This is a genomic window from Streptomyces sp. TSRI0107 (assembly GCF_001905845.1).
GTDB lineage: Bacteria > Actinomycetota > Actinomycetes > Streptomycetales > Streptomycetaceae > Streptomyces.
On sequence record NZ_LIVZ01000006.1, the window covers coordinates 318,824 to 336,369 of the forward strand.

The 17,546-nt window shown below is 72.7% G+C and carries 15 protein-coding genes and 3 pseudogenes; 7 read left to right on the forward strand and 11 right to left on the reverse strand.

Translation table 11 applies throughout. From position 1 onward, the window contains the following. Positions 1 to 55 precede the first annotated feature (55 nt). Positions 56 to 202 (forward strand): annotated as a pseudogene (locus tag AMK31_RS41595) (cyclase family protein); the annotation flags it as partial. Positions 203 to 575: 373 nt separating this feature from the next. Here AMK31_RS41595 and AMK31_RS18010 read toward each other — a convergent pair. Together AMK31_RS18010 and AMK31_RS18015 are read right to left on the reverse strand one after the other, a co-directional pair. Further along, positions 576 to 1,049, reverse strand: coding sequence for an ATP-binding protein (locus AMK31_RS18010; RefSeq protein ID WP_073941554.1), 474 nt, complete (start codon positions 1,047 to 1,049; stop codon positions 576 to 578). Between the two features lie 436 nt (positions 1,050 to 1,485). Continuing rightward, a pseudogene (locus AMK31_RS18015) lies at positions 1,486 to 1,845 on the reverse strand (acyl-CoA dehydrogenase family protein); the annotation flags it as partial. A gap of 8 nt (positions 1,846 to 1,853) precedes the next feature. Between AMK31_RS18015 and AMK31_RS18020 the strand changes: the two are divergent. Further along, a pseudogene (locus tag AMK31_RS18020) lies at positions 1,854 to 2,257 on the forward strand (AMP-binding enzyme); the annotation flags it as partial. On the opposite strand, the gene AMK31_RS18025 reads toward AMK31_RS18020, so the two are convergent. Next, positions 2,236 to 2,748, reverse strand: coding sequence for an EF-hand domain-containing protein (locus tag AMK31_RS18025; protein WP_073941556.1), 513 nt, complete (start codon positions 2,746 to 2,748; stop codon positions 2,236 to 2,238). The pseudogene AMK31_RS18020 and the gene AMK31_RS18025 overlap by 22 nt on opposite strands. Positions 2,749 to 2,883: 135 nt before the next feature. Then, complete coding sequence (locus tag AMK31_RS18030) at positions 2,884 to 3,264, reverse strand: STAS domain-containing protein (protein WP_073941557.1); 381 nt, start codon at positions 3,262 to 3,264, stop codon at positions 2,884 to 2,886. A gap of 366 nt (positions 3,265 to 3,630) precedes the next feature. Here AMK31_RS18030 and AMK31_RS18035 point away from each other — a divergent pair, with 366 nt between their 5' ends. Both AMK31_RS18035 and AMK31_RS18040 read left to right on the forward strand, forming a co-directional pair. Then, positions 3,631 to 4,209 carry a sigma-70 family RNA polymerase sigma factor gene (locus tag AMK31_RS18035; RefSeq protein WP_073941558.1) on the forward strand — a complete coding sequence of 193 codons (579 nt, stop codon included), beginning with the start codon at positions 3,631 to 3,633 and terminating at the stop codon, positions 4,207 to 4,209. After that, a complete protein-coding gene (locus AMK31_RS18040) occupies positions 4,206 to 5,573 on the forward strand; it encodes a zf-HC2 domain-containing protein (protein ID WP_073941560.1) in 1,368 nt (455 codons plus the stop codon). Before AMK31_RS18035 ends, AMK31_RS18040 begins: the two co-directional genes overlap by 4 nt. 75 nt (positions 5,574 to 5,648) lie before the next feature. Here AMK31_RS18040 and purU read toward each other — a convergent pair whose 3' ends face one another. Both purU and AMK31_RS18050 read right to left on the reverse strand, forming a co-directional pair. Further along, complete coding sequence (gene purU, locus AMK31_RS18045; RefSeq protein ID WP_073941561.1) at positions 5,649 to 6,530, reverse strand: formyltetrahydrofolate deformylase; 882 nt, start codon at positions 6,528 to 6,530, stop codon at positions 5,649 to 5,651. Between the two features lie 70 nt (positions 6,531 to 6,600). Next, positions 6,601 to 7,047 (reverse strand): SCO4402 family protein, encoded by a 447-nt coding sequence (locus AMK31_RS18050; protein ID WP_437058949.1) that lies wholly within the window; start codon positions 7,045 to 7,047, stop codon positions 6,601 to 6,603. A gap of 180 nt (positions 7,048 to 7,227) precedes the next feature. On the opposite strand from AMK31_RS18050, the gene AMK31_RS18055 reads away from it, so the two are divergent. Further along, entirely contained in the window at positions 7,228 to 8,538 is a 1,311-nt protein-coding gene (locus AMK31_RS18055) for an ABC transporter substrate-binding protein (RefSeq protein WP_073941563.1), read from the forward strand. Between the two features lie 14 nt (positions 8,539 to 8,552). Here AMK31_RS18055 and AMK31_RS18060 read toward each other — a convergent pair whose 3' ends face one another. Both AMK31_RS18060 and AMK31_RS18065 read right to left on the reverse strand, forming a co-directional pair. Then, positions 8,553 to 10,238, reverse strand: a complete 1,686-nt coding sequence (locus tag AMK31_RS18060; RefSeq protein WP_073941564.1) for a hypothetical protein — start codon at positions 10,236 to 10,238, stop codon at positions 8,553 to 8,555. Positions 10,239 to 10,439: 201 nt separating this feature from the next. Beyond that, complete coding sequence (locus tag AMK31_RS18065) at positions 10,440 to 11,825, reverse strand: transcriptional regulator (RefSeq protein ID WP_073941565.1); 1,386 nt, start codon at positions 11,823 to 11,825, stop codon at positions 10,440 to 10,442. Between the two features lie 345 nt (positions 11,826 to 12,170). On the opposite strand from AMK31_RS18065, the gene AMK31_RS18070 reads away from it, so the two are divergent. After that, positions 12,171 to 12,824, forward strand: coding sequence for a bifunctional DNA primase/polymerase (locus tag AMK31_RS18070; protein WP_073941566.1), 654 nt, complete (start codon positions 12,171 to 12,173; stop codon positions 12,822 to 12,824). A 70-nt stretch (positions 12,825 to 12,894) separates the two neighbouring features. Here the strand turns inward: AMK31_RS18070 and AMK31_RS18075 are convergent, their stop codons facing one another. Together AMK31_RS18075 and AMK31_RS18080 are read right to left on the reverse strand one after the other, a co-directional pair. Further along, positions 12,895 to 13,761, reverse strand: coding sequence for an alpha/beta fold hydrolase (locus AMK31_RS18075; protein ID WP_073941567.1), 867 nt, complete (start codon positions 13,759 to 13,761; stop codon positions 12,895 to 12,897). A gap of 427 nt (positions 13,762 to 14,188) precedes the next feature. Next, positions 14,189 to 14,881, reverse strand: coding sequence for a metal-dependent transcriptional regulator (locus tag AMK31_RS18080; RefSeq protein ID WP_073941568.1), 693 nt, complete (start codon positions 14,879 to 14,881; stop codon positions 14,189 to 14,191). A gap of 345 nt (positions 14,882 to 15,226) precedes the next feature. Between AMK31_RS18080 and AMK31_RS18085 the strand changes: the two genes are divergently transcribed. Continuing rightward, complete coding sequence (locus AMK31_RS18085) at positions 15,227 to 15,982, forward strand: SIS domain-containing protein (RefSeq protein ID WP_073941569.1); 756 nt, start codon at positions 15,227 to 15,229, stop codon at positions 15,980 to 15,982. Between the two features lie 38 nt (positions 15,983 to 16,020). On the opposite strand, the gene AMK31_RS18090 is transcribed toward AMK31_RS18085, so the two are convergent. After that, positions 16,021 to 17,412 (reverse strand): PAS domain-containing protein, encoded by a 1,392-nt coding sequence (locus AMK31_RS18090; RefSeq protein ID WP_073941570.1) that lies wholly within the window; start codon positions 17,410 to 17,412, stop codon positions 16,021 to 16,023. Positions 17,413 to 17,546 lie beyond the last annotated feature (134 nt).

Below are 17,546 nucleotides of genomic sequence, written 5' to 3' on the forward strand. Positions count from 1 at the left end.
CACACGGTCCCCGGGACGGACGTGGGTGACACCCGCCCCGACCGACTCCACAGACGGGTATGCCGCAGGGCAGAACTGGAATCTCGAAGAGTTGTCCACAGCCTGTGGACAAACGGGCCGCTGCTCATTCCTGCTCTCGGCGAAACCCGAGCCGTTCGTCGGCGCGACGGGGAGCCCGGTCGCGCCGGTCGCGATTCTCTGAAAAGGGCCGCTCCCCCTGGGAGTCCGGTTGGCGGCGCGAGGTCGCCCGCCCCGAGCACGGCACCGCGCGCCGCCATCCGGCCCGGCGCACCCACCCCTGGTTCCTCGTGGCCCCCGAGAGAACCGACGCCGGTTCACGACCCACACTCGCCGAGGACTCCCGTCACCGAAGCCCTCGTCGTCCCCTCGCGGCGAATCGCTGACCACAAGCGTGATCAAACGGACACGCGGCGTCAACACCCGTCCGAGGATTTATCACTTAAGGTCCGTTTTTCCGGAGGCGCGCACGGAAGCACATCCGGGCGCATCGCCCCGCCCCACGGCACCGCCCACCCGATCACGTGCACCCGTGCCCCCGCCAGGCCGGCTCCGCGTCAGACGGCTTCGTACGCCAGCCCCTTGCACCCTTCGTACGCCGCCGCCCCGCCGCCGTAGGCCATCGCCCCCGCGCGCGAGGCGGCATGGCGGTCGACTTCGCACCAGATGCGCTTGCCGGCGTCCTCCTGCTGCCAGCCCCAGCGGTCGGCGAGGCCGTCGACGAGCGCGAGGCCCCGGCCGCCGGTCTCGTCGCCGTCGGCCCAGCGGGGCACCGGCGCGCGGGTGCTGCCGTCGGCGACCTCCAGGCGGACGGTCGCCGACTCGGCGGCGGGGGCCCGGGGCAGGCTGAGGCACAGCACGGCGGGGCGGCCGGTGTGCACGACGGCGTTGGTGACCAGTTCGGACACGAGCAGGATCACCGTCTCGGCGAGCGGTTCGTCGGCCGCTATCGCGGACCCGGCGAGCCGCGCCCGTGCCCACCTCCGCGCCCGCCCCACTTCAGCGGGGTCGGGCCGGATCTCCAATTGCACTTGAAGCACCTGCACCGCTCACACCATCCGAACCGATGGACACCGAGGCTCGCGCCTCACGAGGGCCACGATCGTAGCCATTTTCTGCATGACCAGAACAACGACCAGAGCAAGGGTCACGGAATGTGAATCCCTTGCAGCACAGCTTCGTTGACACACCGTCACCCCAACAAGCGCTTCGGGCATATTCCCGCGCGAAGGAGTACCCGTGCGGCATACTGTGCGACCCTCGCCGCAGCGAGTCGAACAGCCGGAATGCGGCGCGTCCCCCACAAGGTACCGGAGGCGAACGCACGCTCCGGGACGTGGCGGGTCACACGCGGAACACCGCACAATGTGACGCTCCGTGACATCCCTGTGCCACGATCCGCGACATTGGCCAGAACCGGACTCCCCGCTTCTCCACAGTTCTCGCGACACCCCAGCCCAGCGCCGCTCAGCCCGCCTCCATCAGCAGCCCGGCCGCGAGCAGTTCCTCACTCTCCGTGCCGCCGCCTCCACGGTGAGCGCGCACCCGGGCCCGCTTCAGATGCAGATGAACCTCCGCCTCCCAGGTGAATCCCATTCCGCCGTGGACTTGCAGGCAGTCGCGGGCGCCGCGCACCGCGGCCTCGTCCGCGAGCAGCCGGGCGGCGGCGATGTCCGCCGGGTCGGCGGTGACGGCGGCCGCGTAGACGGCGGCCCGGGCCGTCTCCAGGCGCACCAGCAGCTCCGCGCACAGGTGCTGGACGGCCTGGAAGGCGCCGATCGGCCGCCCGAACTGCTCCCTGGTGCGGGCGTGCCGCACGGCCGGCTCGGGCACCACGGCCGGACACGCCGGTCGTGCCCTCGCTGCGGCTGCGCGCGGGCGGCGGGGCGCCGAAACCGCCGGAGCTGTACCACGCGGTGGTCCGGGAGGTGGGGGTGCGGCTCCCGCACGGGTACGGCATGACGGAAGTCCTCACCGGCATCCGGACATCGCCGACGTGGCGGTGATCGGCCTGCCGGACGCGGACCGCGGGGAGCTGGTGTGCGCGGTGGCCGAACAGCCGCCGGGCGCCCGGGAGCTGACCCTGGACGCGCTCACGTCCCACCTCCGCGCGGAGGGGCTGTCCGTCCACAAGCTGCCGGAGCGGCTGGAGGTGGTGGACGCCCTCCCGCGCGGGAAGACGTTGCGGAAGGTGCTCAAGTACAAGCTGCGGGAGCGCTATTCGGGGACGGTGAAGTAACGCGCGAAGGCGGGCACGATCTCCGCCTCGCCGACCTTGCCGTCGCCGTCGCCGTCCAGCGCGGCGGCGGCCGCGCGGGCGACGTCCTCGGGCACGCCCAGCGCGCTCAGCACCCGCGCGGTGTCCTCGACGGTCGCCGCGCCGTCGCCGTCCGTGTCGGCGACGTCGATGGCGGCGTGCAGGAACGGCCGGGCGATCTCGGCGAACCGGTCCGGGTTGTCCCGCAGCCGCTTCACGGCACCGGTGACGAACTCCTCCCGGGTGATGCGCTGATCACCGTCCCGGTCCGCGATCCCCGCCATGCCCTGCCAGAACGCCTCGGCGCCGCCGTACAGGGCCTGCCCCTTGTCCGACCGCGCCGCGACGTCGAACTCCGCGAGCAGCGCCTTGGCCGCTCCGCTGAAGTCCTCGCGGTCGATGTAGCCGTTGCCGTCCTGGTCGAACGTGGCGAACCTGGCCGCGATCCTGCGCTCGTTCTCGCTGCTGACCATGTCTTCTCGGGCCGCCTTACCTCACGTGGGGTGCGTCTCGCACGGAGCGTACGACGGCGGGGGCGGTCGAGGAGCGGGAAAACGACGGTTGTGCCAAGACCGGGGGAATTTCGGGACAACGATGTGGCGGAGGCCTCAGGCCGACAGCGGGCGGGGTTCCTCCTCGACGGCGGAGGCGAGGTCGGGGTGGACGTCGAACAGCCGGCGGACGCCCAGCGCGCCCAGGACCCGGTTGACGTGGGAGCCGTCGACCGCGCCCTCCGCGGGGAGTATGAGGCGCAGCCGGCCCTGGCAGGAGCGCAGCAGACGGCGGGCGGCGATGAGCACGCCGACGCCGCTGGAGTCGCAGAAGAACACCTCGGAGAGGTCCAGTACGAGGCTGTGGCGGCCCTCGGCCACCACGTCGTGCACCCGTTGCCGCAGCACCGGCGACGTCACCAGGTCCAGCTCGCCCGACACATGGAGCACGGCCCACTCGCCCCGCTCGCCACCGGTCACATTGAACGCCACCACCATGCCCTTCGTCCGCCGGAACTTCCCTCGAACCGCCCCCTGGAAACGGAAGCAGTCCCTACGCTTCCTTTCAGCGCGGCTGCCCACCGGCCGTTCCCTGAAACACCGCACCGGAAACGGATGGCGATCGGAAAGGGCTTGTTTTAGTCCACTTCGATCCTGTTCGATCAGATCACAGACACGTCTGTGTACAGAATGGTCGGGTAACCGCCACAAAAAGAAGGGCCGTTATCACCCGCCGCCCGTCGGGGGCGCACAATGCCACAAAGGGGCGTGCGTTGTCAGACGTGCCGACTACATTCGGGACAACGGTGGACGCACGCTGAAGTCACGACCGGACACAGCGCCGACACAGGGGGAGGGGGCCCTATGCCGAAGAAGGACGCACCACCCCGCTGGGACCGCAGGATGCAGCAGCGCCTCGCCCGCGGCGAGGCCGCCGCCCTCGGCGAGCTCTACGACCGTTTCGCCACCCTCGTCCACGGCCTCGCCCACCGCGTCCTCGGCGACGAACACGCCGCCGACGGCATCACCCGCGAGGTCTTCGCGCACGTCTGGCAGCACCCCGAGAGCTACGACCCCGGACAGGGCCCGCTGCGCTCCTGGGTGGCGCACCTCACCCACCGCCTCGCCGTGCAGCGCCTGCGCGCCACCGAGACCGCCGCCCTCGAAGGCGGCCACGGCACCTCCGAGGAACTCGAGCACAAGGTCCGCCACGCCTCCGTGGCCGCCCGCGCCGACTTCATCGTCCAGTCCATGCCGGCCCCGCTGCGCGCCGCCCTGGAACTGGCCTACTTCCAGCGCCGCGACTACCGCCAGACCGCGATCGACCTCGGCGTCACCGAGGACGAGGCCCGCCGCCGCCTCCGCCTCGGCCTCCAGCTCCTGTCCACGGCCCACGACGCCGGCACGCCCGGAGCACCGCCCGGATACGGAGGTGCGGTGTGACCGAGCCCGGCCCGTTCGGCGAACACGACGACCCCGACGACCCCCATGACCACCATGACCCTGACGGCGACGAGGAGCAGCGGAGCCAGGACGGCGGCACCCACGATGACCGGACGCACACCCCAGCCCCGGGCACCCCGCGGCAGCCGCCGCGGATACCGCCGCCCCGCGCCTCCGTCGAGGACGGCGGCCTTCCCCTGCCCGCCCTCGACGAACTGCGCGCGGCCATGACGCCCGCCCCCATGCCGCTCCGGCTGGCGCACCCCGTCCTGAAGTCCCTGCTGGGCGCCTGGGCTCTGTCCGCGTGCTCGCCGGAGGAGACCGCGGCCGTCGAGGAGCACCTCGGCGACTGCGGCAACTGCGCGGACGAGGCACGGCGGCTGCGCGAGGCGGTCGGGCTGCTGCATCCGCCCGAGAGCCTCGACCTCGACCCGTCGCTGCGCACCCGGGTCCTGGAGACCTGCCTGGACCGCCGGCCGCCGCGCATCCCCGTGCCCGCCTGGGCCGCCGCGTACGACGCCGAGACCGCGCGCCTCGACGCGCTGCTCCAGGACTTCGGGGACTCCGAGTGGCACGCGCCGGTCCGGCTGCGCTGGTACGACGGCAAGGAGGCGACGAGCCGGCGGACGACCGTCGCCGGGGTCATCGCCCATCTCCTCGCCGTCGACGGACTGGTCGCGCGTGCCCTCGGGCTGGACGACCCGCTGGGCGACACCGAGGCGGAGCGGCCCACTCCGGCTGGGCGCACGGAGGCGTACTGGCGGGCGTCGCACTTCCCGCCGACCCGGTCCGTCCGCGGGCCCTGGCGGGAGCAGAGCCACGGCATCGTACGGACGGTGGCCTTCACCGGCAGCGGCGCCGGGCGGGTGTCGGTGCCGTACGGCGACTTCGACCTGCCGCTGCACGCCGCGATGGTCGACCGGGCGTTCGAGTGCTGGGTGCACGCGGAGGACATCGCGGACGCGGTGGACTACCCGTACGCACCGCCGTCCGGGCGCCACCTCAACCGCATGATCGGCCTCGCCGCGCGCGTGCTGCCGCAGGTGCTGGCCGACCGGCGCCGCGCGGGACTCGCGGCGCCCGCGCGACCGGGCCGCCACCTCGTCACGGCCGGCGAACCCGGCCGCACCCTGCGCCTGGAGATCGAGGGCTCCGGCGGCGGCGAGTGGCTGATCCCCCTCGACTCCCCGGCGGCGGCGCCCTCCACCGACCTGGAGGTGGCCCATGTCGCCCTGGACGGCGTGGAGTTCTGCAGACTGGCCGCGGGCCACGTCTCCCCCGACGAGGCGGCGGCCGGCCAGGACGGCGACCGCGAGGCCATCAAGGACGTCCTGTTCGCGGCGGCGAGCCTGAGCCGGATGTAAGAGCGTGAGGCCTGAGGAATCAGGCCTCACGCGTCAGATTTCAGGCCCCAGGACTCAGGACTCAGGACTCAGGACTCAGGCGAAGACGACCGTCCGCCGGCCGTTCAGCAGAATCCTGCGCTCCGCATGCCACTTCACGGCCCGGGCCAGCGCCTGGCACTCCACGTCACGGCCGATGGCGACCAGCTGGTCCGGCGTGACGTCGTGCCCGACGCGCTCGACCTCCTGCTCGATGATCGGCCCCTCGTCGAGATCCGCCGTCACATAGTGCGCGGTCGCGCCGATCAGCTTCACACCGCGCGCGTGCGCCTGGTGGTAGGGCTTGGCGCCCTTGAAGCTCGGGAGGAAGGAGTGGTGGATGTTGATGATCCGCCCGCTGAGCTGCTTGCACAGGTCGTCGGAGAGGACCTGCATGTAGCGGGCCAGCACGACCAGCTCCACGCCCTCCTCGCGGACGATCTCCAGCAGCCGCGCCTCGGCCTCCGCCTTGGTCTCCTTCGTCACCGGGATGTGGTGGAACGGAATGTCGTACGACCCCACCAGCTCCGCGAAGTCGGTGTGGTTCGACACCACCGCCGCGATCTCCACCGGCAGCGCACCGATCCGCGCCCGGAACAGCAGGTCGTTCAGGCAGTGCCCGAACTTGCTGACCATGAGCACGACCCGCATCTTCTCCTCGGCCCGGTGGATCTGCCAGTCCATGTGGAAGGAGTCACCGATCGCCGCGAAGCTGGCCCGCAGCTTCTCCACCGTCACCGGCGACTCCGCCGAGAAGTGGACCCGCATGAAGAACAGACCGGTGTCGTGGTCACCGAACTGCTGACTGTCCTCGATGTTGCAGCCGGTCATGAACAGGTAGCTCGACACGGCGTGCACGATGCCCTGCTTGTCCGGGCAGGAGAGAGTGAGGACGTACTGGTCGGCTCGGGCCGCGGCTCCGGTGGACTGCTCATTCATGCAGGACAGGGTCCCACAACGACCTCGAGTCCCGGCAACCGTCCCGCTAGACGGACCGCCGTACGCACCGCTAGGCGGACCGCGTCATGATGCGCAGCACCTCGAGCGTGCGCGGCGCCGCCTCCGGGTCGTCCCCGTCGCTGGCCGCCATCCGCACATGCGCGTCCCGCGCCGCCCGCACCGCCTCCGGCCAGCCGGGGTTGTCGAGGTACGACGACACCGGCGCGTCCGGGCCCACCTGGTGCATGATCCGCAGCACCCGGAGCACCGCGGTGTCGACCAGCGCGGCCTCCTGTGAGTCGCGGAAGATCGTGCCGACGTACTTCTCGGCGGACCAGTGGTCCAGCCAGGTGTCCTCGACCAGGCGGTACACGGCGTCGGTCACGTCTCCGTACCCTTCGACACCCGCCAGCCAGACGTCCCGCTGGAACACCGGGTCGGAGAGCATGTGCAGCGCCGAGCGCACGTTGCTGCGCCAGCGCCACCACGGCATGTCGTTCAGAGGCATGCCCCCCATCGTGGATGAGCGACGGCCGCGACGGGAAGAGTTCACCGAACCTTGGACACCTTGCACGGTCATCGATCGTACGTTCCCCCCAGCGGGACGCTCACCGGCCCCCGTAATTCACCTGTACGTCACCCGTCGTTGACCGACGGTCACTCCCAGGTTAGCGATGTGACGGAATCGTGCGGACCCATGACCGGCAGGCGACCCACCCGCAGCACATTCCTCCCCGACATCAGCCGATCCGCCAGAGCGGGCGTCCGCGCGGTCACCGCCATGGTGGCGTGCGCCTCGCTCGCCGCCGGGTGTGGTGTCGTCCCCGGCATCACGGGGGGTTCCGGGGACGACACCATCACCGTCATGACCTGGGCACCGTCGGACACGAACGCGACCAACAAGCCCGGCATGCCCGCCCTCGCCCTCGCCTACGCCCGCCACGTCAACGCCCAGGGCGGCATCGACGGCCGCAAGCTGCGGGTGCTGATCTGCAACGACCACAACGACAGCGTGGACGCCGCGAAGTGCGCCCGGCGCGCGGTCAAGGAGAACGTCGTCGCGGTCGTCGGGTCCTACAGCCAGCACGCCGACTCCTTCTTCCCGGTCCTGGAGGGCGCCGGAATCCCCTACATAGGCGGCTACGGCATCACGAGCAACGAGTTCACCAGCCCGCTGTCCTACCCGGTCAACGGCGGCCAGCCCACCCTGCTGGCCGGACTCGGCAGGGAGCTCTCCGCCGGCTGCGGCCCGGTCACCCTGGTCCGGCCCGACACCATCGCGGGCGACGCGCTGCCCGGGCTGATCGACTCCGGGCTCCAGGCCGGCGGCCACGCGCCCGCGACCGACCTGCGCGCCGCCGAGGACGCCACCGAGTTCACCGCCCAGGCGGAGGGGGCGCTGCGGCGGGCGACCTCCGACTCGTCGAAGCAGGGCTGCGTGGTGCCCGCGCTCGGCGACCGCACCAGCACCTTCATGGACTCCTTCCGGCGCGCCCGGGAGAACCACCCCGAGGTGCGCACCGGCACCGTGCTGGGCAGCGTCGACCAGACCGTCATCGACGCCTCCGGCGGCCCCTCCGGGCCGTACGAGGGGGCGTACATCACCGGCTGGTACCCGGTGGAGACCGACGAGCGCTGGGACGAGATGAAGCGGGTCGTCCGCGAGCAGGCCTTCTCCGACACCCGGATCGACCCCGCGGACGCCGGAGTGCAGACCACCTGGATCGCGTACACCGTCTTCCAGGCGGTCGTCGACGGGCTGAGCGGCGACGAGGAGGTGACGTCGACCACGGTCCGCCAGGCCCTGGACGACGGCGTCGAGGTCGGCACCGGCGGACTCACCCCGACCCTGCGCTGGAGGTTCCAGGACCGGCTCGCCTCGGTCGGCCTGCCGCGCCTGGTCAACACGAACGTCACCCTCCAGGTCGTCCGCGACGGCCGGCTGGTCGCGGCCCGCAAGGGCTTCATCGACGTGACGCGGACGCTGGAGGGCTCGGAGACCGGCTGACCCGGCCCCGCCGCTCACAGCTGGGTGGGCTCCCGCTCGGTCAGGCCGTACGTCTTCGCGATCGCGTTCCACAGCTTGGCGGCCTCCGCCTTCTGCGTGGTGGCGGTGCCGCTCTCCCGGTTGCCGGCCTGGGTCTGGCCGGTGCCGCGGGCCTGCCCCTTCTTGCAGAGCTTGCCCTTCTGCCCGGCGACCTGGTCGGCCCAGGCCGCGTAGTGGTTGTCGGCGGACGCGGACGCCTTCCAGGCCTTCGTCAGCGCGGTGGTCAGCTCCGCGTTGTTCGGCAGCTTGTCGACGGACAGCGCGGACAGCTGGGTGACCAGCGCGTTCCGCTGCTTCGCCGCGTCCCGCAGGTCCTCGGCCGCCTGGCCGAGGTTGCTGCAGGACTTCACGTCGTTCACCGCGTTGATCACCGCGGTACGGCTGTCACCGCTGTCGGCGAGCAGCTTGTCCAGCTCGATCGCCTGCTGCTCGGCCGGGTCGGCGGAAGGCGACGGGGAGGCGGACGCGGACTCGCTCGCGGGAGCCGTGGCGGACACGGTCTCGGGCGACTCCTCGTCACCACCGCCACCGGCGAGCAGCGCGCCCGCGCCGATCCCGATCACCGCGATACCGATGCCGCACGCCGCGATCACCGGCACCCGGGAGCCGGTACGGCCCCCGCGGCCCCGGCCCGCGCGGGGTTCGTCGTACGACGGCGCGGACGTCTGCGCGTCCGGGACGCGGGGCAGCTGCTGGGTGCCCTCGGCGCCCTGGGCGCGGAACAGGTTGTCGAACTCGGCGGGCGTCTGCCGCCCCGCCCCCGCCACGGGCGGGATGTACTGGGTGGCCTCGGCGTCGGGCCCGGGCTGCGGAACCGCTCCCGGTGCGCCGCCCTGGTTGGCGCGGCCCAGGTAGTGGGTGGTCTCGGCGGGCCGCTCGGGGCCGGGCCCGGCGGGCATCTCGGGCGGCAGCGCACCCGGCGTCACCGGCGGCAGGTACTGCGTCGCACCCTCGTCGGCGGACGCGGCGGCGGGCCGTACGGGCGGCAGGTACTGGGTCGCGTTGTCGACGCCGGGCCTGGCGGGCGTCCCGGGCGCGGGACCGGCACCGACCGGCGGTATGTAGTGCGTCGGATTGTCGCCGGCGGGCGCGGCTCCGGGCGTCCCGGGCGCGGGACCGGCACCGACCGGAGGTATGTAGTGCGTCGGGTTGTCGCCGGCGGCGGGCGGCAGCGGCGCGCCGGCGGCGGGCGGCAGCGGCGCGCCGGCGGCGGGTGCCGCGTACGGCCCCTGAGCACCGCCCGGCGCCGCATGGGACGGGGCGTCGCCCTGCGTCGGATACCCCGGAGCGCCGTACGCCCCCGCGGCACCGCCGTACGACGGTCCGGGCGCCCCCTCGGGCGGCAGCGGACCGGCACCCGTGCCCTGCTGCGGCTGCTGCTGGGCCTGGGGCGCGCCATAGCCGCCCTGCTGGGCGGCCCACGCCTGGTCCGGCGCCGCCGGCCAGTTCTGCGGCGGAGCGCTCTGCTGCTGACCGGGCCCCCAGGGCTGCCCCCAGGCCTGCCCGCCGGGCGGCGCCTGGGCCGGAAGCGGGCCGTCGGCGGGGCGGCCGGGGCCGGGCTGCGCACCCGGCAGCACGGGCTCGCCACCGTCGGAGGGCAGCACGATGCCTTCGCGCGCGGGTCGCGCCGAGGGCTCCTCGCCCTGTCCACTCTGCGTCACCGGGACTCCTACGAATGGGGGACCTTCGGAATCGTCGGCTCACGCTACCGGGTCCCCCGAGCCAGGTGCCACGCAGCACAGGGCAAGACCTCCTGCCCTGTGACGGCGGTAACAAAACCACCGCGCGGCCCGCTGTTTATGTCACCTCCTGCCCCTCAACCGGCTGTTTCCCCTGGATTCACCGCGCCGCACGGTCGCCGTTCACGCGGCGTGCTGAAGGTCCAGCCGCGCCCCGAACTCCCTTACCACCGACTCGTCCCGGAACGGCTCCAGCCGCTGCTGGAGGTCCTCCAGATACTCGGCGCCCCGGTTGGAGCGCAGGCCCTCCAGGAGTTCCACGGCCTTCAGCCCCGTGTGACAGGCCTGTTCGATCTCGCGCTGCTGCACCTGCGCCGTGGCGAGCAGCACATAGCCGATCGCGCGCCGCCGGGCCCGCGACTCGGGGTGCCCGTCCAGGGACTGCTGCGCGCACCGCGCGGCGGCCTCCGCCTGCCCCAGGTCCCGGTGGCAGTGGGCGAGTTCGTCGGCGAGGTAGGCCTCGTCGAAGTGGGCGATCCACGCGGGGTCGTCCCCGGCGTCCGGGTCGACCCGCTCCAGGGCGCTCACCGCCTGCCCGGCCGCCGCCTGGGCGGCGCGCGCGTCTCCCAGGAGGGCGTGACCGCGCGCCTCCGCCGCGTGGAACATGGACTCCGCGCGCGGGGTCACGCGCCCCCGCGCCCCCTCCTGCGCCGCCCGCGCCAACTGGGCGATCTCACGCGGGTTCCCGAGCTGGGCGGCGAGGTGGCTCATGGACGCGGCGAGGACGTAACCGCCGTAGCCGCGGTCGCCGGCCGCCTGGGCCAGGCGGAGCGCCTGGATGTAGTAGCGCTGGGCGAGGCCCGGCTGGCCGGTGTCGACCGCCATGTACCCGGCCAGCTCGGTCAACCGGGCGACGGCGGCGAACAGTTCGCGGCCGACGGCCTCCCGGTAGGAGCCGGCGAGCAGGCCCGAGACCACGCTGTTGAGGTAGTGCACGACGACCGGGCGGACGTGCCCGCTGCCGTACTGGTGGTCCAGGTCGACCAGCGCCTGGGTCATCGACCGCACGGCGGCCACGTCGGACTGGCCCACGCGGGGGCCCGCCGCGCGGGCCACCTGCGCGTCGGGCGCCGAGATCAGCCAGTCCCGGCTCGGCTCGACCAGCGCCGAGGCGGCGACGGACGAACCGGACAGGAAGTCGCGGCGCCCGACGTCGCTGCGCCACAGCTCGCAGACCTGCTCGATGGCCCCCAGTACCGTCGGCGAGAACTGGAGGCCGACGCCCGACGCGAGGTTCTTGCCGTTGGCCATGCCGATCTCGTCGATCGTGACCGTACGGCCGAGTTTGCGGCCCAGCGCCTCGGCGATGATCGCCGGCGCACGTCCGCGCGGCTGCTGTCCGCGCAGCCAGCGGGCCACGGACGTCTTGTCGTAGCGCAGGTCGAGACCGTGCTCGGCGCCGCACATGTTGACGCGGCGGGCGAGCCCGGCGTTCGAGCAACCCGCTTCCTGGATGAGCGCCTGCAGCCGTTCGTTCGGCTGCCGCGCGACGAGGGGCCTTGCGGCCATGGCGTTAACCCCCTGTGGCTGCGGTGCCTGCCCGTGCACCGAGTTGTCGTTTCTTCCCCGGCCGCACCCCGTCGCCGGTGGCGAGGAATCCGGTCGTGAAGATCAATGCCCCGTGCTCATACCGAAAATGCGGACATGCCAGGGAATTGCGAGGCATGCGCGGATTGCCGGGGTAAGGCGGAGCCCGTACCCACCCGTCCCCTCTCCTGGCTACCCAGGTACCGCCACGGATCCTCCCGCGCGCCCCCACCCGTGCACCCATGCGCCCCGGACGCCGAATCGATGCTCCTCCCCGGCGCGCGCAGGTGGCCGTAACCCGAGGTGGGCGCGGGAGTTGAGTTCCACGTGGAAGAGACGATCCCGGCCACCGAAGCCGCACAGATTCCGAAGCAGCGCGGGGAATCGCTGCTGGAGACCGCCGTTCGCTACGCCGAGGAGCGCCACTGGGACGTGTTCCCGGGCACCTGGCTGGAGGCGGTCGACGGAAACCAGCGGTGCTCCTGCGGCAACGCGCTGTGCGAGGAGCCCGGCGCGCACCCCGCACGCGCCGACTGGGCGACGCAGGCGACGGGCAGCGCGACCGTCGCCCGCCGGATGTGGCAGAAGCAGCCGAACGCGTCGATCCTGCTGCCGACGGGGCGTACGTTCGACGCGATCTCCGTGCCGGAGACGGCGGGCTTCCTGGCGCTGGCGCGGATGGAGCGGATGGAACTGACCCTGGGACCGGTCACGTTGACGCCGGCGCGGCGGATGCAGTTCTTCGTCCTTCCCGGTGCGGCGGCGAAGGTGCCGGACCTGGTGCGGAAGCTGGGGTGGTCGCTGTCGTCGCTGGACCTGGTGGCGCTGGGGGAGGGCGGTTATGTCGCCGCTCCTCCCACGCGGTACGGGTCGCGGGGGGCCGTGCAGTGGGCGTGCCGCCCCACACCGGCGAACCGATGGCTGCCGGACGCGGAGGAGTTGATCTCGCCGCTGGCCTACGCGTGCGGCAGGGACCGATAGGGGTTCGCACCGGGGCGGGGTGAGCCTCGCAGTGCGCCCCCGGAGGTGTCTCAAGCCTTGCCGAGGTGTCTCAGGCCGTGAGAACGCCGTCCAGGAACGGCTCGATCGCCGAGCGCCAGGCCTCCGGCTGGTCGTAGTGGACGAGGTGGCCGGCGTCGGCGACCTCCGCGTACTCGCCGTGGGGCAGCACGCGGACCATCTCCTGCGCCTCGGCCCGGCCCAGCTGCCCGTCGAGGCCGCGCACGACCAGGGCGGGGCAGCGCACCTGCGCCAGCTCCTCCCAGTGGGCGTCGTAGACCCATGTCTCGCGGGACTTCAGCATCTGCTCGGGTTCGAAGACGGGCCGCCAGCCGTCCGGGGACTCGGTCATCACCTCGGCGTAGAACTCGCCGCGCGCCGGATTCGGCCGCTCCACCCAGGGGTCGTCCTCACCGAACCACTTGCGTACGTCGGCCAGGGTGGCGAAGGGGACCGGCCAGGCCTTGAACCAGTCGGCCCACTCGCGCTGTGACGCGGCACCGAGCGCGGACGCCCGCATATCACAGATGATCAACCCGCGTACCAGGTCGGGGCGTTTGGCGGCGAGCTGCCAGGCGGTCAGCGCGCCCATCGCGTGGCCGACCACGACGGCCGGGCCGAGGCCGAGCTGTTCCAGGGCGCACTCGGCGTCGTCGACGTAGGCCTCGCGGGTGTAAGCGGCGCGCGGGGGCTTCTCGCTCTGCCCGTGGCCGCGCTGGTCGAGTGCGACGGCGCGATGCCGGGCGGAGAGCCAGCGGGCGGTGGACGCCCAGTGGGAGGCGCGGCCCATGAGGCCGTGGAGTAACAGCACGCCGGGGGAGGTGTGGGCCGGGTCGGAGTCGGTCTTCGGCGGGTCGCCGAACTCCCAGGCCGCAAGACGTACACCGCCCACACCGGTCACGTCGATGCGTCGCGCCATGGCCGGGCACCCCCCAAGCTTCGCTCGTACCGCCTGCTGTCCGTGGTGCTCAGGTACTGCTGTGCTGTCCGCCCCGCAGACTATCGAAAGCCCATTCGAAGATCCGGTCTCCGCGGACAACACCCCTCGTTCGAGTGACCCCGCTCAAGGCATGATCGCCGCCACCGGGGGGAGATCTTCAGCGGGAGGCGGACCGCTCGGGGAAAACGGTCCGAGGGGGACGACCCTGAGAGCTCGGGGCTCCGGGTCGGAAAAGGGGAGGACAGGCCCCGGCGCCACAAGGCGCCGGGGCCCTCCGCTGAAAACGCCGCCGCGTGACCCATCCGCCCCACCCCTCGCGGTCATAAGCCTCGGCGACAGCCTGGCACGCGGGGCGTCCGGGCGCTGCGATTCGGGTCACGCAGTCCGGGATCCGTAGAGGGAGTCCTCAGCGCTTGGCGACGAAGACATGGGAGGCGACGTCCGCCTCCAGCTCGGCGGCCTCGCCACCGCTGCCCACCAGCACACCGCCGGCCGACTCCGTCACGCTCACCACCGAACCGGGCTGCACACCCGCGCGGCGCAGCGTGTACATCAGCTGCGCGTCCGTCTGGATCGGCTCGCCGATACGGCGGACCACGACCGTCTTGCCCTCCAGGCCCGGGTCCAGCTCCGCCAGCGAGACCATGCCCTCGTCGAGGAACGGGTCCGCGCCGTCCTTCTCGCCCAGCTCCTCCAGGCCCGGAATCGGGTTGCCGTACGGCGACTCGGTGGGGTGCCGCAGCAGCTCCAGCACCCGCCGCTCGACGGCCTCGCTCATCACGTGCTCCCAGCGACAGGCCTCGGCGTGCACCTGCTCCCACTCCAGGCCGATCACGTCGACGAGCAGGCACTCCGCGAGCCGGTGCTTGCGCATCACGCGCGTGGCCAGCCGACGGCCCTCGTCGGTCAGCTCCAGATGCCGGTCGCTGGCCACGGAGACCAGGCCGTCACGCTCCATCCGCGCCACGGTCTGGCTGACCGTCGGCCCGCTCTGGTCGAGCCGCTCGGCGATCCGGGCGCGCATGGGGACCACACCTTCCTCCTCCAGCTCGAGGATGGTGCGGAGATACATCTCCGTGGTGTCGATCAGTCCGGACATACGTGCCCCTCGATTAGCTCTGCCGAAGGCTCGACGGCACTTCGGCGCGTGCGCTGGCCCTGGCATCAATTCTGCCGGATGCCGCTGACAACCGGGTCGCGCCGTGGAAACCCGGGGAGGGCGGCGGCCGGGAAGCCGACGCGGACGCGCGCGGTGGTGCGCCCGGGCCCGCCCCGGTTCGCCCCGCCCACCCCCGTATTGACAGCACAGTGGTCCAGACCGCACGGTGATCCGCGGCACACACGCGTCACATCCGCGGCACACCTGCGGCACACCCGCGGCACGCCGCGACCGACCCGCACGACCACACACGCACAGCCCCCGCAACGGAGCGAAGGAGCTCGCATGGGCGACAGCAAGCTGGCCGACCAGTACCTGGACGCCGCGATCGGCCTGCTGCAACGCGTCCGCGACGAGGAGGCCGGCACCATCGCCGCGGCCGGCAACCTGCTCGCCGACACCGTCGCCGCCGGCGGCCGCCTCTTCGCCTTCGGCGCCGGCCACTCCTCGCTCGCCGCGCAGGACGTCGTCTACCGCGCGGGCGGCCTCGCCCTGATGAACCTGCTCGCCGTCCCCGGAGTCGTCGGCGTCGACGTCATGCCCGCCACCCTCGGCTCCGCCCTGGAACGCGTCGACGGCCTCGCCGCCGCCGTCCTCGACAGCTCGCCCCTGCGCGCGGGCGACGTCCTCGTGATCATCTCCCTGTCCGGGCGCAACGCCCTGCCCGTCGAGATGGCGATGAACGCCCGCGCCCTCGGCATCCGCGTCATCGGCGTGACCTCGGTCGCCTACACCACCCAAACCACCTCACGGCACGCCTCCGGCACCTACCTCAAGGACCACTGCGACATCGTCCTCGACTCGAAGATCGCCGTCGGCGACGCGGAGCTGACCCTCGACAGCGTCCCGGCGCCCTTCGCGCCCGCCTCCACGGTCGTCACCACGGCCCTCCTCCAGGCCGTCATGGCCACCGCCGCGGGCACCCTCGCCGAACGCGGCATCGAGCCCCCGCTCCTGCGCTCCGGCAACGTCGACGGCGGCCACGAGTGGAACGGCCGCGTGCTGGATCAGTACCGGGACCGGATCTTCTACCGGCACTGAAGCCAGGGCCTCAGGGGCCCGGCACCGATCCGGGCCCTCTACCGATTCGGCCCCACCAGCTCCGCGAGGTCCAGCGCCGTCGCGATCCGTCCGGCGACGTCCTCGGCGTACGCCGTGTCGGACCGCTCGAACGCGTGCCGTCCGCTCCCCCGCAGAAACGTCACCACGCCCAGCGTCCGCCCCCGGCTGCGCAGCACCGCGCACAGCGCGTGCACCGCGTCCTCCGGCCACCGGCGGGCCAGCGCCCACGCCCGCGACTGCTCCGCGCCCACCGCACCCACACTGGCCCGCACGGTGCCGATCCGCGCCACGCACTGCAACGCCGGATGACCCTCCGCGTACCGCACCGGCAGCCCCGCGTACCCCGCGGACAGGCTCGGACCAGGGTCACCCGACGGCGTCGCCGCCACCCGTACCAGCCGGACCGGCCCCTCCACCTCCCCGTCCACGACCGCACCGCCCGCCACCCGGTCGATCAGCGCGTGGTCGGCGAAACCGGCCAGCGCGAAGTCCAGATGGACGGTCGCCGCCTCCACCGGGTCCTCGCACTCGGCGGCCGCCCGCGCCGCCCGGTGCAGCTGACTCGTCCGGAACCTCAGCAGCGACGCCTCCTGCTCGCCCTGCTTGGCCTCGGTCACGTCCTGGAACAGCCACCCCACACCCAACGGGACCGGCTCCTCCGCGAGCGGCGAGGACAGCCGTACGAACCCGCAGCGCCAGCAGCGCCGCCGCTCCCCGTCCGGGGTGCGCACACTCACCCAGATCTCCGCCGGCGCGGGCGGCGCGCCCTCCGCCAGTACGTGCGTCAGCGCGCTCTCCAGCTCCTCCACGCCCTGCGCCAGCAGCTCCCCGAGCGGCCGGCCCAGCACCGCCGTACGCCCGAGACCCAGCGCCCGCGCCGCGTGCGCGTTGACGACGGCCGGCCGCAGATCGGCGTCGACCAGCACCACACCCCAGCTCGCGTCCTCGAACAGCGCCTCGCTCAGTGCGATCGACCGCTCCAGGTCGATCTGCGTGTGCACCTCGCTGAACGCGCAGTACACGCCGGCGGGCTTGCCGTCCGGCCCGCGCACCGCCGCCGACTGGGTCCGTACGAGCACCCGCCCGCCGTCCTTCGTCAGCAGCGCGAACTCGTGCACCTGCCGCCCCGGCGCGTGCATCGCCGACAGCAGCCGCGCCTCCACCTCCTCGGCGTCCGCGCTGCGCACCGCCCACCCGGCGAACCCGTGCCGGCCCACGGCCTCGGCCGCGGTCCATCCCAGGATCCGCTCCGCCTCGCGGTTCCAGTGCGTGAGGACCCCGTCGGCGTCGAACGCGCACAACGCGGCGTCCATGCCGTCCAACAGCGCGGCGAGCAGATCGGAACCGTCCCGCTCGGGCTCGTCCGGCCCCAGTTCGTCGGTGGTCCCACTACGCCGGGAAGCACTCACCTGGACCCCCTGCAGGCTGTGTCCGCACGTACGGCGCGCCAGTCGCGCCCACCACCCATCATTCAACTCGAACGTGACGCAGCCCACATATGGTTCCCGCAAGATTGCGAGGAATCCACGAGGAATCGTTGTAC

Excerpts from the sequence above, each read along its gene's own strand:
- AMK31_RS18025 (WP_073941556.1), bottom strand. The coding sequence starts at position 2,748 with ATGGTCAGCAGCGAGAACGAGCGCAGGATCGCGGCCAGGTTCGCCACG.
- AMK31_RS18030 (WP_073941557.1), bottom strand. The coding sequence starts at position 3,264 with ATGGTGGTGGCGTTCAATGTGACCGGTGGCGAGCGGGGCGAGTGGGCC.
- AMK31_RS18035 (WP_073941558.1), top strand. The coding sequence starts at position 3,631 with ATGCCGAAGAAGGACGCACCACCCCGCTGGGACCGCAGGATGCAGCAG.
- purU (WP_073941561.1), bottom strand. The coding sequence starts at position 6,530 with ATGAATGAGCAGTCCACCGGAGCCGCGGCCCGAGCCGACCAGTACGTC.
- AMK31_RS18050 (WP_437058949.1), bottom strand. The coding sequence starts at position 7,047 with ATGGGGGGCATGCCTCTGAACGACATGCCGTGGTGGCGCTGGCGCAGC.
- AMK31_RS18055 (WP_073941563.1), top strand. The coding sequence starts at position 7,228 with ATGACCGGCAGGCGACCCACCCGCAGCACATTCCTCCCCGACATCAGC.
- AMK31_RS18065 (WP_073941565.1), bottom strand. The coding sequence starts at position 11,825 with ATGGCCGCAAGGCCCCTCGTCGCGCGGCAGCCGAACGAACGGCTGCAG.
- AMK31_RS18075 (WP_073941567.1), bottom strand. The coding sequence starts at position 13,761 with ATGGCGCGACGCATCGACGTGACCGGTGTGGGCGGTGTACGTCTTGCG.
- AMK31_RS18080 (WP_073941568.1), bottom strand. The coding sequence starts at position 14,881 with ATGTCCGGACTGATCGACACCACGGAGATGTATCTCCGCACCATCCTC.
- AMK31_RS18085 (WP_073941569.1), top strand. The coding sequence starts at position 15,227 with ATGGGCGACAGCAAGCTGGCCGACCAGTACCTGGACGCCGCGATCGGC.